The organism is Nonomuraea sp. B208 (assembly GCF_057536035.1).
Window position 1 is genome coordinate 20,503 of the sequence record NZ_BAAJOU010000034.1, and the last position, 13,835, is coordinate 34,337.

At 70.0% G+C, this 13,835-nt stretch carries 15 protein-coding genes; 11 read left to right on the forward strand and 4 right to left on the reverse strand.

The window, feature by feature from the left end:
- The first annotated feature begins 57 nt into the window (after window positions 1-57).
- The 3 genes from AC27IY_RS47295 to AC27IY_RS47305 are packed head-to-tail and all read left to right on the forward strand — an operon-like array spanning window position 58 to window position 5,044.
- On the forward strand, window positions 58-2,664 hold the full coding sequence (locus AC27IY_RS47295; RefSeq protein WP_487181922.1) for a transglycosylase domain-containing protein: 2,607 nt from the start codon (window positions 58-60) through the stop codon (window positions 2,662-2,664).
- Window positions 2,661-3,983 (forward strand): glycosyltransferase family 87 protein, encoded by a 1,323-nt coding sequence (locus AC27IY_RS47300; RefSeq protein WP_487181923.1) that lies wholly within the window; start codon window positions 2,661-2,663, stop codon window positions 3,981-3,983. The genes AC27IY_RS47295 and AC27IY_RS47300 overlap by 4 nt, the downstream gene beginning before the upstream one ends.
- Window positions 3,980-5,044, forward strand: a complete 1,065-nt coding sequence (locus AC27IY_RS47305; protein ID WP_344208996.1) for a mannosyltransferase family protein — start codon at window positions 3,980-3,982, stop codon at window positions 5,042-5,044. Before AC27IY_RS47300 ends, AC27IY_RS47305 begins: the two co-directional genes overlap by 4 nt.
- A 63-nt stretch (window positions 5,045-5,107) precedes the next feature.
- On the opposite strand, the gene AC27IY_RS47310 is transcribed toward AC27IY_RS47305, so the two are convergent.
- Complete coding sequence (locus AC27IY_RS47310; RefSeq protein WP_344208994.1) at window positions 5,108-5,851, reverse strand: deoxyribonuclease IV; 744 nt, start codon at window positions 5,849-5,851, stop codon at window positions 5,108-5,110.
- 74 nt (window positions 5,852-5,925) lie between these two features.
- Between AC27IY_RS47310 and AC27IY_RS47315 the strand changes: the two genes are divergently transcribed.
- The gene (locus AC27IY_RS47315) at window positions 5,926-6,102 is read left to right on the forward strand and encodes a hypothetical protein (RefSeq protein ID WP_177240955.1); all 177 of its coding nucleotides are present in this window, start codon (window positions 5,926-5,928) and stop codon (window positions 6,100-6,102) included.
- Window positions 6,103-6,172: 70 nt separating this feature from the next.
- Here the strand turns inward: AC27IY_RS47315 and AC27IY_RS47320 are convergent, their stop codons facing one another.
- Window positions 6,173-6,484: a hypothetical protein gene (locus tag AC27IY_RS47320; RefSeq protein WP_344208991.1), complete on the reverse strand. Its 312-nt coding sequence runs from the start codon at window positions 6,482-6,484 to the stop codon at window positions 6,173-6,175.
- 191 nt (window positions 6,485-6,675) lie between these two features.
- Here AC27IY_RS47320 and rpsF point away from each other — a divergent pair, with 191 nt between their 5' ends.
- The 7 genes from rpsF (at window position 6,676) to AC27IY_RS47355 (ending at window position 10,927) form a co-directional block, all read left to right on the forward strand.
- Window positions 6,676-6,966: a 30S ribosomal protein S6 gene (gene rpsF / locus AC27IY_RS47325; RefSeq protein ID WP_055504125.1), complete on the forward strand. Its 291-nt coding sequence runs from the start codon at window positions 6,676-6,678 to the stop codon at window positions 6,964-6,966.
- Between the two features lie 79 nt (window positions 6,967-7,045).
- Window positions 7,046-7,597 carry a single-stranded DNA-binding protein gene (locus AC27IY_RS47330; protein ID WP_344208986.1) on the forward strand — a complete coding sequence of 184 codons (552 nt, stop codon included), beginning with the start codon at window positions 7,046-7,048 and terminating at the stop codon, window positions 7,595-7,597.
- 63 nt (window positions 7,598-7,660) lie between these two features.
- Complete coding sequence (gene rpsR, locus AC27IY_RS47335) at window positions 7,661-7,897, forward strand: 30S ribosomal protein S18 (protein ID WP_327088611.1); 237 nt, start codon at window positions 7,661-7,663, stop codon at window positions 7,895-7,897.
- Window positions 7,898-7,912: 15 nt separating this feature from the next.
- Entirely contained in the window at window positions 7,913-8,359 is a 447-nt protein-coding gene (gene rplI / locus AC27IY_RS47340; protein WP_020543047.1) for a 50S ribosomal protein L9, read from the forward strand.
- Between the two features lie 101 nt (window positions 8,360-8,460).
- Complete coding sequence (locus AC27IY_RS47345) at window positions 8,461-9,321, forward strand: ABC transporter substrate-binding protein (protein ID WP_344208979.1); 861 nt, start codon at window positions 8,461-8,463, stop codon at window positions 9,319-9,321.
- A complete protein-coding gene (locus AC27IY_RS47350) occupies window positions 9,318-10,187 on the forward strand; it encodes an amino acid ABC transporter permease (RefSeq protein WP_487181924.1) in 870 nt (289 codons plus the stop codon). The genes AC27IY_RS47345 and AC27IY_RS47350 overlap by 4 nt, the downstream gene beginning before the upstream one ends.
- The gene (locus AC27IY_RS47355) at window positions 10,184-10,927 is read left to right on the forward strand and encodes an amino acid ABC transporter ATP-binding protein (RefSeq protein WP_344208975.1); all 744 of its coding nucleotides are present in this window, start codon (window positions 10,184-10,186) and stop codon (window positions 10,925-10,927) included. The genes AC27IY_RS47350 and AC27IY_RS47355 overlap by 4 nt, the downstream gene beginning before the upstream one ends.
- Here AC27IY_RS47355 and AC27IY_RS47360 read toward each other — a convergent pair.
- Together AC27IY_RS47360 and AC27IY_RS47365 are read right to left on the reverse strand one after the other, a co-directional pair.
- A complete protein-coding gene (locus AC27IY_RS47360) occupies window positions 10,924-12,399 on the reverse strand; it encodes an APC family permease (RefSeq protein WP_344208973.1) in 1,476 nt (491 codons plus the stop codon). The genes AC27IY_RS47355 and AC27IY_RS47360 overlap by 4 nt on opposite strands.
- A 67-nt stretch (window positions 12,400-12,466) precedes the next feature.
- Window positions 12,467-13,768: an MATE family efflux transporter gene (locus AC27IY_RS47365; RefSeq protein WP_487181925.1), complete on the reverse strand. Its 1,302-nt coding sequence runs from the start codon at window positions 13,766-13,768 to the stop codon at window positions 12,467-12,469.
- Window positions 13,769-13,835 lie beyond the last annotated feature (67 nt).

A 13,835-nucleotide genomic window follows, 5' to 3' on the forward strand; every position in this document is an offset into this window, starting at 1 on the left:
TGGAACCAGCCGCAGCCGCCGCGTCGGCCTGAAGCCGCGTACGAGCAGACGGGCGCGATGGCCGCCCAGCAGTACGACGCGCAGCCATACGACACCCAGCGTTATGACGCCCAGCCTTATGACGCGCAGCCGCAGCCGCCCCGGCGTGAGCCCATGCCGCCGCGGCGCGAGGGCTTCCCTCCTGGCGCCCCCGGCGAGGGTTTCCCTCCTGGCGCCCCCGGCGAGGGTTTCCCCCCGGGCGCCCCCGACCAGCCGCAGCAGCGCCCCGGGCGCCGCTCCAGGCAGGAGCGTGCCGACACCCGGGCGGTCGGCAACCAGGAGACCATGGTGGCCGAGGGCCCGCGTCGCTCGCGCAGGCGCGCCCAGGGCGGCCCGCCCGAGCCCCCCGGCCCCCCCGGCCCGCCCGATGAGAAGGACGGCGGCGGCCGTGGCGGCTGGCGCCGGTTCCTGCCGAGCTGGAAGCTCCTCGTGGCCGGCTTCGTCGTCATCGCGGCCGGCCTGTTCGGCATGATCATGGTCGCCTACGCCAACACCGATGTGCCCACCGGCACCCAGGCCGACGCGATCGCCCAGCAGAGCACGATCTACTACGCCGACGGCAAGAGGGAGATCGCCAGCCTGGGCACGAAGCGTGAGATCGTGAAGCTCTCCGAGATGGCTCCAGTCCTGCGCGACGCGGTGATCGCCATCGAGAACCCCGAGTTCTACGAGGACTCGGGCATCTCGATCTCCGGCATCTTCCGCTCCGTCTACATGACCGCGACCGGCCAGCAGATCCAGGGCGCCTCGACCATCACCCAGCAGATGGCCCGCAACTACTACGACGGCCTGAGCCGCGAGGTGTCGGTCAAGCGCAAGGTCAACGAGATCTTCATCGCGGTCAAGCTCAACCAGACGCTGCCCAAGGACGAGATCCTCCAGCGCTACCTCAACACGGTCCCCTTCGGCCGGGCCTACGGCGCGGAGGCCGCCGCGAAGGCGTACTTCGACACCACCGCCGCGAAGCTGACCCCCTCGCAGGCCGCCTACCTGGCCGCCCGCATCCAGCAGCCGGCCTGGACGCCCGAGGCGGACGGCCTGAAGAACCGCTTCAAGACCGTCGTCGAGTACATGGCGAAGCAGTGGCCGGACAAGTACGGCACCCTCCCGCAGACCGCGAAGTTCCCCAAGCCGGTCAAGCTGGACACCCGCAACGAGATGGGCGGCCTCAAGGGCTACATGGTCCAGGTCGTGCTGAAGGAGCTGGAGGCCCGTGGTCTCAGCGAGGACGAGGTCCGCAGCGGCGGCTTCCGCATCGTCACCACCTTCGACCGCAAGCTCATGCTGGCCGCCAAGGAGGCGGTCACCAGCACCATGGCGTCGATGAACAAGGAGTACCACGCCGGTCTCGCCGCTGTGGACCCGAGGAACGGCCGCGTCATCGCCTTCTACGGCGGCACCGACTACGTCACCGACCCCTGGAACGAGCCCTTCCAATCGAAGAAGCAGGCCGCCTCGGCGTTCAAGCCGTACGTGCTGGCCGCCTGGCTCCAGGCCGGCTACTCGCTCAAGAGCTACGTGCCCGGCAACGCGACGGTGCCGGAGAAACTGCCCGGCCAGCAGGCCGGCGGCATCAAGAACAGCCACAACGTCGGCGTCGCGGTCGACGTCGTCAAGGCCACCGCCGAGTCGGTCAACACCGCGTTCGTGTCCATGGCGTACAAGCTGCCCGGTCAGCTCGACGAGGTGCGCAACCTCGTCGAGGCGGCCGGCTTCGACCCCGAGGACATGAAGAAGGACATTCAGGAGCACCACTACCAGTTCGCCATCGGCAGCGCCCCGGTCACGCCGGTCGAGCAGGCCGCCGGCTACTCGATCTTCGCCAACGGCGGCAAGTACACCCGCTGGCACGTGCTCAAGAAGGTCGAGCAGGGCAACAAGACGGTCTACGGCGAGCAGCTGTTGTCGAAGAACGTCATCGACGCCGGCGTGGCCGCCGACGCCACCGTGGCCATGCAGGAGGTGCTGCGCAGCGGCACCGCGCGGGGCAAGGGCCTCGGCAGCCGCCCGGCCGCCGGCAAGACCGGCACCAACAACGACGAGAACGGCGCCTGGTTCGTCGGCTACACGCCGCAGATCTCCACCGCGGTCGGGTTCTACCGCGAGGAGTGCCGGACCAAGACCGGCAAGGTCGTCCCGCCGCTCCACTCCAACTGCCCGGTCACACCTGGGGGCAAGCCGCACAAGAAGTACAACTACAAGAACCCCTACACCAGGCCGTACGAGGTCTCGCTCGGCTTCGAGGGCGCCGGCCCGCCCACCATCGCCTGGCAGAAGTTCATGCTGGCCGCGCACGAGGGCAAGCCGATCGAGCAGTTCCCGCAGAAGTCGGACGTGGGCCTGCCGGAGAACATCGTGCCGAGCCCGACGCCCACGCCGACGCCGACGAAGACCGACGACCCGTTCGACGGCGGCGACGACCCCTTCGGCGGCGACGAGAACAACAACGGCAACGATCAGCAGGACTGCCTGGTCCAGCCCTGTGACGAGCAGGGCCCCGGCGACGAGGACAACTTCGGCATCAACGACGACGGCGGCACCGACCAGGACAACGGCGGCAACGACGGGTTCGGCGGGTTCGGTGGCGCGTTCGCGCCGCCTCCCTCGGGACGAGAGGGCTGGTGACCAGCATCGAGGCACGCGTCCCGCTGGTGGCGCGTGCCGTCCCCTTCCTCCCCCTGGGGCTGATCGCGGCCCTGGGGGCGAGCCTCGCGTACGTCGTGCGCCTGCCCTGCCGCACCGGCGGCTGGAACGACCAGGTCACGACGTACACGAACTTCTGCTACACCGACATCTACCCGCTGTTCTTCGACCGCAGCCTGTCGACCCAGAACCCCTACTTCGCCGACGTGCCCTTCGACAAGCAGGTCGAGTACCCGGTGGTGCTGGGCGAGGTCATGCAGGTGATCAGCTGGATCGTCCGGTGGGTGGAGGACGACGTGGTCGGGCAGGCGGTCAAGTTCTACGACCTGACCGTGATCCTGCTCGGCGCCTGCCTGGTGATCGGCGTGCTGCTGATGGCCGCGGTGGCCGGGCCCACCCGCCGCTGGGACGCGCTCTGGTACGCGATCTCGCCGGCCGTGGTGCTGGCCGCGTACATCAACTGGGACCTCGTCGCGGGCGCGCTGTCGATGGGCATGCTGCTGGCCTGGGCCAGGCAGCGGCAGGTGCTCGCCGGGGTGCTGCTGGGGCTGGCGATCGCCACGAAGTTCTACCCGCTGATGTTCGCCGGGGCGTTGTTCCTGCTCACCCTGCGCACCGCGAAGTGGCGGCCGTTCCTGGTCACGATGGGCTCGGCGGCGGGCGCGTGGCTCGTGGTCAACCTGCCCTTCATGCTCCTGGCGTGGGAGGGCTGGCGCCGGTTCTACGTCTTCTCCGCCGAGCGCGGGGTCGACTGGGGCTCGCCGTGGCTGTTCTTCCAGACCAAGGGCTGGCACATCCTCGGCGAGAACGACGTGAGCACGCTCGGCATGGTGTCGCTGGCGGTCATGTGCGCGGGCATCGCGGTGCTCGCGGTGGCCGCGCCGCGCCGGCCGCGGCTCGCGCAGCTCTGCTTCCTGGCGCTGGCCGCGTTCATGATGACGAACAAGGTGTGGTCGCCGCAGTTCGTGCTGTGGCTGGTGCCGTTCGCGGTGCTGGCCCGGCCCAACTGGAAGCCGCTGGCGCTGTGGCAGCTCGCCGAGCTGTGGTATTTCGCCGCGATCTGGCTCTATCTGCTCTCGCAGTCGCCGCTCGACCGGGACGACCTGGGCATCGGCGATGACACCTACTTCACGGCGGTCTGGGGGCGGATCATCACCATCGCCGTCATGATGGCGTTCGTGGTGCGCGACATCCTGCGCCCGGACAAGGACGTGGTCCGGCAGGACGACCTCGACGACCAGACGGGCGGGGTCTTCGACGGCGCGCCCGACCGGGTCACGCTGGCCACCGTCCTGCGATGATCACTCGCGCCGCCGCACGGGACGCGCTGCTGCTCTGGTTCGGCTCGCGGGCCGGGCTGCTGGTGGCGACGTTGCTCGGCGCGACGTTCGCCGGCTACGCCGACCGGTGGCGCAAGTGGGACGCCGGGCTGTTCATCACCATCGCCCAATACGGCTACGACGGCGAGCCAGGGCGTCCCCCCGACGCCGGGCTGCCCGCGTTCTTCCCCGGCCTGCCGGCCGTGCTGCGGGCGGTGCACCTCGTGGTGCCCGACTGGGAGACGGCCGGGCTGCTGATCTCGCTGGTGGCGGGCGCGGTCGCGATGGTGGCGCTGGCCCGGCTGGCCGAGCTGGAGGGCGCCGACGGGTGGATGGCGGTGGCGGCGCTGCTGACCTTCCCGCTGGCGGTGTTCCTGTCGGCGGGCTACAGCGAGTCGTTGTTCCTGGCCTTCGCGATCCCCGCGTGGCTGGCCGCCCGGCAGGGCCGCTGGTCGGCCGCGGCGCTGCTCGCGGCGGGGGCGTCGGGCGTGCGGATCACCGGGTTGTTCCTGGCGGTGGCGCTGGTCGTGGAGTTCGTGGCGCGGCGGGAGTCGCCGCGCCGGGCGGGGTGGCTGGTGGTGCCGTTCCTGCCGCTGGCGGCGTACTCGTTCTACCACTACTCCCGCTCGGGCGACTGGCTGGCGTGGAAGCACGCGCAGGAGGCCGGATGGGGCCGGGAGTTCGTCTGGCCGTGGGAGGCGTGGCAGGCGACGTGGGGCTCGGCCATGGGCGGCGACGAGAACGCGGTGGCCTTCCGCATGGAGATCGCCGGCGCCGTGGTGGCGGTCGCCGTGCTGGTGTGGCTGCTCGCGCTGCGCAGGTGGAGCGAGCTGGTCTACACGGGGGCGCAGGCGGGGGCGCTGATGACGTCGGCGTACTACCTGTCGATCCCGCGTTCGCTGCTGCTGTGGTTCCCGCTGTGGGTGCTCGTGGCGAAGGCGGCGACCCGGCGGCGATGGGTGATCGCGCTGTACGTGATGGTGTGCGGGCCCCTCATGCTGCTGAACACGATGCGTTTTCTCAGCGGCGCGTGGGCGGGCTGAAATCTCTACCCGTTTTCCCGTCTCGGTAATCCAGGGAAGTTATCCACAGCCTGTGTGTAAAGATCACAGGTTCTTCCGCAGGAACGCGATGTCGTCCGCCTGGCCGTCGCCCGGCGTCTCCACCACGACCGGCGCGCCGGCCGCCCGGCAGACCGCCAGGATCAGCTCGGGGTCGATCCTGCCCTGACCGAGGTTGGCGTGCCGGTCGGCGCCGGAGCCGAACTCGTCGCGGGAGTCGTTGCAGTGGACGAGGTCGATCCGGCCGGTGATGGCCTTGACCCGCTCGACCAGGCCGACCAGCTCCTCGCCGCCCGCGTGTGCGTGGCAGGTGTCGAGGCAGAAGCCGACGTCGAAGCCGTCGAGGGCGTCCCAGAGCCGGCCGATGCGCTCCAGCGTGCGGGCCATGGCGTTGCCGCCGCCCGCGGTGTTCTCGATCAGCACGGGGATCGGGCACTCCATGCGCTCGAACACCTTGCGCCAGTTGTCGAAGCCCGTCTGCGGGTCGTCGCTCTTGTTGACGTGCCCGCCGTGCACCACCAGGCCCTTCGCGCCCAGCCCGGCGGCCGCCTTGAGATGCTGCTCCAGCAGCTTGCGGCTGGGGATCCTGATGCGGTTGTTGGTGGTCGCCACGTTGATCAGGTAGGGGGCGTGGATGTAGACGTCCACGCCTTCGACCGGCTTGGCGGGCAGCACCGGCTTGGCGTAGCCCTGGGGGTCGCCGAGGAAGAACTGGACCACCTCCGCGCCGATCTCCCCTGCGCGGGCGGCCGGGTCGTCCTGATCGACATGAGCTCCGATGCGCACCATGTCACCGAGCCTATCCGTTTGCCGCGGGCGCCAAAGGGCAGTCGCCAAGGGCCCCCTACGCGAGGAGAATCGATATGTCGAGGTGGCGCTTACGTGCGCTGATCGTCTTGGTCTACGTGATCGTCGGCATCTACGTGGCCTGGGTCTACGACTACATCACGCCCGGTCTGCTCAGGGACGTCGCCGAGGCGTTGCTGGCGGTCTTCCTCTGGTTCCTGGTGCTGCTGGGGATCGACCTGCACATCGGCTGAGCGACATAGCACTCGCGGCACAGAACAACGGCCCCGGTGAGACCGGGGCCGTCGCCTTGCGAAGTGATCGCTAGGGGAGGAACCCGCCGTGGGCGATGCCGAGCGCGGCCCCCACGAACGAGCCGACCAGCCCGACGACGTTGAGCGAGCGCTGCGGCGTGGTCACCGAGATGTACTGGGAGAACATGCCGACGCTGAAGCCGAGCAAGCCCGCCCAGGACGAGACGACGTGCGCGGCCGGCCAGAAGGTCGAGACGAAGGCCACGAAACCCAGCACCAGCGTGGCCACGGACAGGATGTTCTCGGTGGGGTGCGAGACCCCGTCACTGTTGAGCGTGAGCCTGAACCGCTCCCCTTGGGAGGGCTGAAGCACGTGTGGCACTGCCACCACCCCCTTGTCTGCTAGGTGCCTTCCCACGTACCGGTGGCTGGTAACCTGGGACACGCTGCGCTGTGATGGGTGATCCATCGCCCCGGCGGCGCCGAAATGGGCGTTCCCGGTTCATGCGTCAGCATCCTCCTGTCACGGCAGAGCGTCGTGACCGCAAGAGTCCAGAGGAGGTCGGAGTCCGCATGCGTCGTTACGAAGTAATGGTCATCCTGGACCCTTCACTCGACGAGCGCACCGTCGCGCCGTCCCTTGACCAGTTCCTCACCGTGGTCCGCAACGACGGCGGCACCGTGGAGAAGGTCGACGTCTGGGGCCGCCGCCGGCTCGCCTACGACATCAACAAGAAGTCGGAAGGCATCTACGCCGTCATCGACCTGTCCGCGGAGCCCGCGACGGTCAAGGAGCTCGACCGGCAGATGAACCTCAACGAGGGCATCCTGCGCACGAAGGTGCTCCGCCCCGACGTGCACTGACTGCCGACTTTTTGTCGGGAGGCAGCCGTAGTCTGAGCCGTAACCCAAGAAGAGGCGTGCAGGAAGGCGAGCGCAAGCCATGGCAGCAGGCGACACCGTAATCACCATCGTCGGCAACCTCGTCGACGACCCCGAGCTGCGCTTCACCCCCACGGGGCAAGCGGTGGCTCGTTTCCGCGTCGCGTCCACTCCGCGGTTCATGGACCGCCAGACCAACGAGTGGAAGGACGGCGAAAGCCTCTTCCTGACCTGCAACGTGTGGCGGCAGGCGGCGGAGAACGCCGCCGAGAGCCTGCAGCGCGGCATGCGGGTCATCGTGCAGGGGCGGCTCAAGCAGCGGTCCTACGAGACCAAGGAAGGCGAGAAGCGCACGGTCTACGAGGTCGAGGTCGACGAGGTCGGCCCGTCTCTGCGCAACGCCACCGCCAAGGTCAACCGCACCTCCCGTCAGGGCGGTGGCGGCGGCTTCGGCGGCGGCCCGTCCGACGACCCGTGGGCCTCCGCGACCCCGGCCCCGCCGCAGGGCGGCGGCGGCTTCGGCGGTGGCGGTGGCGGCGGCTACGGCGGCGGCCAGCAGAGCGGCGGCGGCTTCGGCGGCGGCAACGACTTCAGCGACGAGCCTCCCTTCTAATCCCTGTCCATCAGTCCGAGACCATTCCCGCCCGAAAGGCGGGGCTCTGAGAGGAGCACCACGATGGCCAAGCCGGCACTGCGCAAGCCCAAGAAGAAGGTTTGCCTGTTCTGCCACGACAAGATCTCCTACGTCGACTACAAGGACACGGGCCTGCTGCGGAAGTTCATCTCCGACCGTGGCAAGATCCGTGCGCGCCGGGTGACGGGCAACTGCACCCAGCACCAGCGCGACGTCGCCACCGCGATCAAGAACGCCCGTGAGGTGGCTCTGCTGCCCTACACGAGCACCGCGCGCTAAGGAGGTTCTGTCGACATGAAGCTCATCCTCACCAACGAGGTCTCCGGCCTCGGTGCCCCTGGCGACGTCGTCGAGGTCAAGGACGGCTACGGCCGTAACTACCTCATTCCCCGCGGCTACGCCATGCGCTGGACGCGCGGCGCCGAGAAGCAGATCGAGACCATCCGTAAGGCTCGCGACGCCCGCGAGATCCGTGACCTCGGCACCGCCAAGGAGGTCGCCGGCCAGCTCGGCGCGCTCAAGGTGCGCCTGGCCACCCGCGCGGGCGACTCCGGCCGCCTGTTCGGCTCGGTCACCACGGGCGACGTCGCCGACGCCGTCAAGGCCGCCGGCGGGCCGGTCCTCGACCGCCGCCGCATCGAGATCGTCAACCCGATCAAGAGCGTCGGCTCGCACCGCATCACCGTGAAGCTGCACCCCGAGGTGTCGGCTTCGCTGGACGTCGAGGTCGTCGCCGGCTGAGCCCGGCCCCGACGAAGCCCCTCACCCTGCGGTGGGGGGCTTTTGCCTGCTCACGTACAATTCCTTTCGTTCCCCGGTACGTTCCCCCTGGAGGCTTGGCCATGGCCCGTCCCCTCATGCTGCTCGCGCTGGCCGTGGCGCTCGTCGGTTGCGCACCCGTGGACGAGCAGGCGACCACCGCCTCCTCGGCCGCGCCCAGCGCCTCCACGGCGTGCACGAAGGAGCAGCTCAGCCTGGTCAAGGCGGGCAAGCTGACGATCGGCACCGACAAGCCCGCCTACGAGCCGTGGTTCAAGGACGACGACCCGAGCAACGGCCAGGGCTTCGAGAGCGCGGTCGCCTTCGCCGTCGCCGGCGAGCTGGGCTTCGACCGCAGCGAGATCGAGTGGGCGACGGTCAAGTTCGACGCGGCGTTCGCGCCGGGCGACAAGACCTTCGACTTCGACATCAACCAGGTGTCGATCACCCCCAAGCGGGCCGAGGTCGTCGACTTCAGCAACGGCTACTACACCGTCAAGCAGGCCGTGGTGGCGCTCAAGGGCGGCAAGTACGCCTCCGCCAAGACCCTCGCCGAGCTGCAGGACGCCAAGATCGGCGTGCAGGTGGGCACGACCTCCTTCGACGCGGTCAAGAGCGTGATCAAGCCGTCCGCCGACCCCAACGTCTACAACGAGCAGGTCGACGCCGTCAACGCGCTGAAGAACAAGCAGGTGGACGCGCTCGTCGTGGACCTGCCGACGGCCTTCTACGTGACGGCCGCGCAGGTGGAGAATGCCCAGATCGTCGGCCAGTTCAGCTCGACCGGCGGCACGCCGGAGGAGTTCGGCCTGGTCATGGAGAAGGGCAGCGCGCTCAAGCCGTGCGTGGACAAGGCCGTGGACGCGCTGAAGTCCAAGGGTGAGCTGGCCAAGATCGAGCAGGAGTGGCTGGGCTCGGCGGTGGGCGCGCCCGAGCTCTCATGAGCGACCGGATCAGCCCCGCAGCGGGCCCGGACGGCTGGGTCAAGAGCGAGCGGCAGAGCGAGCGGGAGCGGTTCCGCCGGTCCCACGGGCGCCGCTCGGGCTCGATCGCGACGCTCTCGACGGTCGTGTTCCTCGTCCTCGTCGTGTGGGCGATCACCAGCTCGCCCGGCTGGCCCCGGGTGGCGGCGACCTTCCTGAACGGCGAGGAGTTCGTCCACGCGCTGCCCGACGTGCTGAGCGGGTTCCTGCTCAACATCAAGATGTTCCTCATCACCGAGGTGCTGGTCCTCGCCATCGGCCTGCTCGTGGCGTTGGCCAGGGGGATCAGGACGCCGGCGTTCTTCCCGATCAGGGCGCTCGCCACGCTCTACACCGACATCTTCCGCGGCGTGCCGACGATTCTGCTGATCTACCTGGTCGGGTTCGGGCTGCCTGCGCTGCGGTTGCAGGGCATCCCCACGGATCTCGCGACGCTGGGGATCATCGCGCTGACGCTGTCGTACGGCGCGTACGTCGCCGAGGTCTTCCGCGCCGGCATCGAGTCGATCCATCCGAGCCAGGTGGCCGCGGCGCGCTCGCTCGGGCTGAGCCACGGCAAGACCATGCGCTTCGTGGTGCTGCCGCAGGCCGTCCGCCGGGTGGGTCCGCCGCTGCTCAACGACTTCGTCTCGCTGCAGAAGGACACCGCGCTGGTGGCCGTCATCGGGCCGCTGGAGACGCTCAGGCAGGCGCAGATCCACGTCGCCCACAGCTTCAAGTACTCGCCCTACCTGGCGTCGGCGCTGCTGTTCCTGCTGTTGACCATTCCGCTGGCGCGGTTCACCGACCACCTGGCGGCGCGGGCCCGAAGGAGGCGCGGCGCATGAGCCTGCTGAGCATCGACGGGGTGTGGAAGCACTTCCACGGGCAGAGCGTCCTGCGGGGCGTCGATTTGGAGGTGAACGCGCACGAGGTGGTGAGCCTCATCGGCGCGTCGGGCTCCGGGAAGTCGACGCTGCTGCGCTGCGTCAACCTGCTGGAGACGGTGGACGACGGCGTGATCCTGCTCGACGGCCAGGACATCACCGACCCGCGGGTCGACGTGGACGACGTGCGCAAGCGCATCGGCATCGTCTTCCAGTCGTTCAACCTGTTCCCGCACATGACCGTGCTGGACAACATCACCCTCGCCCCCCGCCAGGTGCACCGCGTGGCCAAGGCGCAGGCGGAGGAGCAGGCGCACGAGCTGCTGGTGCGGTTCGGGCTGGAGGGCAAGGCGCGGGCCTACCCCGACCAGCTCTCCGGCGGGCAGCAGCAGCGGGTGGCGATCATTCGCGCGCTCGCCACCCAGCCCCGGCTGATGCTGCTCGACGAGGTCACCTCGGCGCTCGACCCGCAGCTCGTGGTGGAGGTGCTGACGATCATCAGGGAGCTGAAGGACTCCGGCATGACGATGGTCCTCACCACGCACGAGATGGGCTTCTGCCGCGACATCTCCGACATGGTGTGCTTCCTCGACGGCGGCGTACTGATCGAGAAGGGGCCGCCCGAGCAGCTCTTCGACGCGCCTGAGCACCCGAGGACCAAGGAGTTCCTGCGCAGCGTGGTGCACTCGGGCCGCTTCTAGCGCCGGTGCCGCCCGCCGCCGCGTGCGGGCACCGGCGCGGCCGGGCGGGCGAGCACGCTGTGCCGGCGGCCGTAGGCGAGATAGACCCCCAGCCCGAACGCCATCCACAGCGCGAACCACACCCAGGTGAGCAGCCGCAGGTTCACCATGAGCCAGAACGTGGCCACCAGCGACAGCGCGGGCACCACCGGCGACAGCGGCACCCGGAACCCGCGCTCCAGGTGCGGCATGCGCCGCCGCATCACGATCACCCCGGCAGCCACGAAGCCGAAGGCGAACAGCGTCCCCAGCACGACGAGCTCCTGCAGCGTGAGCACCGGCACGAACTCCGCCAGCACGATCGCGACGCCCCCGATCACCAGCGTCACCCGCGAGGGCGTGTGGTAGCGGCGGCTGACCGCCGCGAGCCCGCGCGGGATGAGCCCGTCGCGGGCCATCGAGAACAGCACCCGCGTCTGCCCCACCATCAGCACCAGGATCACCGTGGTCAGCCCGAGCAGCGCCCCCACGTCGATGACGTGCGCCATCCAGCCCTCGCCGGCCGCGCGGAACGCGCTGGCCAGCGGCGCGTCCACGGAGATCTTCGTGTACGACACCATGCCCACCATGACCACGGCCACCACCACGTACACGACGGTGGCCACGACCAGGCTGCGGATCATGCCCTTCGGGACCGCCCGCTGCGCGTTCACGGTCTCCTCGGCCGCGGTCGCCACCACGTCGAAGCCGATGTAGGCGAAGGCGATGGCCGAGGCCGCCGAGAAGATCCCGAACCAGCCGAACGCGTGGCTCTCGCCCACCACGATCTCCAGCACGGTCGCGGGGGCGGTCGTGAGCGTCTTCGGCGGGACGTAGAAGTCGCCGAAGTTGCGGGCGTCCACGTGCGGCAGGCCCACGACGATGACCGCGCCGATGGCCAGCAGCTTGGCCGCCACCATGACCCACAGCGCGCGCAGCCCGACCCGGGCGCTGAGCGCCACCACGCCGGTGAGCAGCACCAGGATCGCCAGCACGAGCAGGTCGGCGACCCGGCCGGGGGAGGGGAGACGGACCCCGGCGTTCGCCAGCGCGCCGACCGCGATCTCGCCCCACGCGCGGGCTACGACGGCGGCGGCGAGCTGCAGCTCCAGGATCAGCGCCCAGCCGATGACCCAGGCCCAGACCTCGCCGAAGATGACGTAGGTGAAGGTGTAGGCGCTGCCCGAGGCCGGAATCGTGGACGACAGCTCGGCGTAGCACAGGCAGGCCAGCAGGCACGCGATGCCCGCGATCATGAAGGATAGGATCACGCCGGGCCCGGCCGCGGTCGCGGCCTGCCGCCCGGCCACGGAGAAGATGCCGGCGCCGATCATCACGCCGAGGCCGAGCACGACGAGGTCGGCCGGCCGGTAGACCTCGGCAAGACTGTGCCGGGCGCCGGTGCGTAACCCGGTGGCCGCGGAGGGCGGCAGTCGTCGCAAGATACTGGACAAGGAACACCCCGCTCAGGGAACGCTCCGACTCTGTCTCACCACTTGGACAACAGCAAGCACGGGACGATTACGCCCCGGTTACCAGCCAGGCGGTGCCCGCCGCCCGCCGGGTGAGGGTGACGAGCCGGGCGATCATCCACACCCCGAGCGCGCACCACAGGGCCACCACGCCGAGCCCGGAGGCGAGGAAGGCGGCCGGCAGGTACGCCAGCGTCGTCCACACCCCCGCCCACGCCAGATAGCGCTGGTCGCCCGCGCCGATGAGCACCCCGTCCAGCACGAACACGATCCCGCACACCGGCTGGAACAGCGCCACCGGCCACAGCAGCGCCAGCAGCAGCTCGGTCACCTGCGGGTCGGCGTCGAACAGCCCCGGCACCAGCGGGCGCGCGAGCAGCACCAGCAGGCCGAGCACCGCCCCGGACCAGAGGCCCCACTGGACCATGCGCCTGGTGGCCGCCCTGGTGGCGGCCACGTCCCCGGCGCCGAGCGAGCGGCCGGTGATGGCCTGCCCCGCGATGGCGATGGCGTCCAGGGCGAAGGCGAGCAGCGTCCACACCTGGGTGGCGATGGCGTACGCGGCCAGCTCCGCCTGGCCCATCCTGGTCGCGATCACCGTGGCCGCGACCAGGACGACGCGCAGGCACACGGTGCGTACGAGGAGGGCGAGCCCGGCCGTACCCGCCTGCCTGATGCCCGTCAGGCTGGGGACGAGCGAGGTGCCGAGCCGCCGCGCGCCCCTCGCCACCACGACCAGGTAGACGGCCGCGCCGAGCGTCTGGGCCAGCACCGTGCCCCACGCCGACCCGGCGATGCCCCAGTCGAGCCCCAGCACGAACCAGGCGTTCAGCGCCGCGTTGAGCGCGAACGAGCCGACGGCCACGGTCAGGGGCGTGACCGTGTCCTGGAGCCCGCGCAGCACGCCGGTGCCGGCCAGCACGACCAGCATCCCGGGCGCGCCGAACAGGCTGATCCGCAGGTACGTCACCGCCTCCGCGGACTGGCCGGAGTCCGCGCCGAACAGGCCCACCAAGGCCGGGGCCAGCGGCCAGACGACCGCGATCAGCGCCACGCCGATGGCGAGGGCCAGCCAGACGCCGTCCACGCCGCTGCGCATGGCCTGGTCGTGCCGGCCCGCCCCGGTCTGGCGGGCGACGGAGGCCGTGGTGCCGTAGGCGAGGAAGACGCACAGGTTCATGAGCGTCCCGAGTACGGACCCCGCCACGCCCAGCGCGCCCACCGCCGTGGTGCCGAGGCCGTGGCCCACGATGGCGTAGTCGGCGAGCAGGAAGAGCGGCTCGGCCACCAGCGCGCCGAACGCCGGGATCGCCAGCCGGAGAATCTCCCTGTCTCGGGACGTAATGGGCATTCATCCATTATGCCCATTACACGACATGCAGCGCCAACTTTCTTTCCTCCACAGCCGGTGGACAACG

What these genes read in the sequence shown, in the direction of transcription:
- AC27IY_RS47295 (WP_487181922.1), top strand. Translation starts at nt 58, where the DNA reads ATGGCCGCCCAGCAGTACGACGCGCAGCCATACGACACCCAGCGTTAT.
- AC27IY_RS47315 (WP_177240955.1), top strand. Translation starts at nt 5,926, where the DNA reads ATGTCGAGGTGGCGCTTACGTGCGCTGATCGTCTTGGTCTACGTGATC.
- AC27IY_RS47350 (WP_487181924.1), top strand. Translation starts at nt 9,318, where the DNA reads ATGAGCGACCGGATCAGCCCCGCAGCGGGCCCGGACGGCTGGGTCAAG.
- AC27IY_RS47345 (WP_344208979.1), top strand. Translation starts at nt 8,461, where the DNA reads ATGGCCCGTCCCCTCATGCTGCTCGCGCTGGCCGTGGCGCTCGTCGGT.
- AC27IY_RS47310 (WP_344208994.1), bottom strand. Translation starts at nt 5,851, where the DNA reads ATGGTGCGCATCGGAGCTCATGTCGATCAGGACGACCCGGCCGCCCGC.
- rpsR (WP_327088611.1), top strand. Translation starts at nt 7,661, where the DNA reads ATGGCCAAGCCGGCACTGCGCAAGCCCAAGAAGAAGGTTTGCCTGTTC.
- AC27IY_RS47330 (WP_344208986.1), top strand. Translation starts at nt 7,046, where the DNA reads ATGGCAGCAGGCGACACCGTAATCACCATCGTCGGCAACCTCGTCGAC.
- AC27IY_RS47305 (WP_344208996.1), top strand. Translation starts at nt 3,980, where the DNA reads ATGATCACTCGCGCCGCCGCACGGGACGCGCTGCTGCTCTGGTTCGGC.
- rpsF (WP_055504125.1), top strand. Translation starts at nt 6,676, where the DNA reads ATGCGTCGTTACGAAGTAATGGTCATCCTGGACCCTTCACTCGACGAG.
- rplI (WP_020543047.1), top strand. Translation starts at nt 7,913, where the DNA reads ATGAAGCTCATCCTCACCAACGAGGTCTCCGGCCTCGGTGCCCCTGGC.
- AC27IY_RS47355 (WP_344208975.1), top strand. Translation starts at nt 10,184, where the DNA reads ATGAGCCTGCTGAGCATCGACGGGGTGTGGAAGCACTTCCACGGGCAG.
- AC27IY_RS47365 (WP_487181925.1), bottom strand. Translation starts at nt 13,768, where the DNA reads ATGCCCATTACGTCCCGAGACAGGGAGATTCTCCGGCTGGCGATCCCG.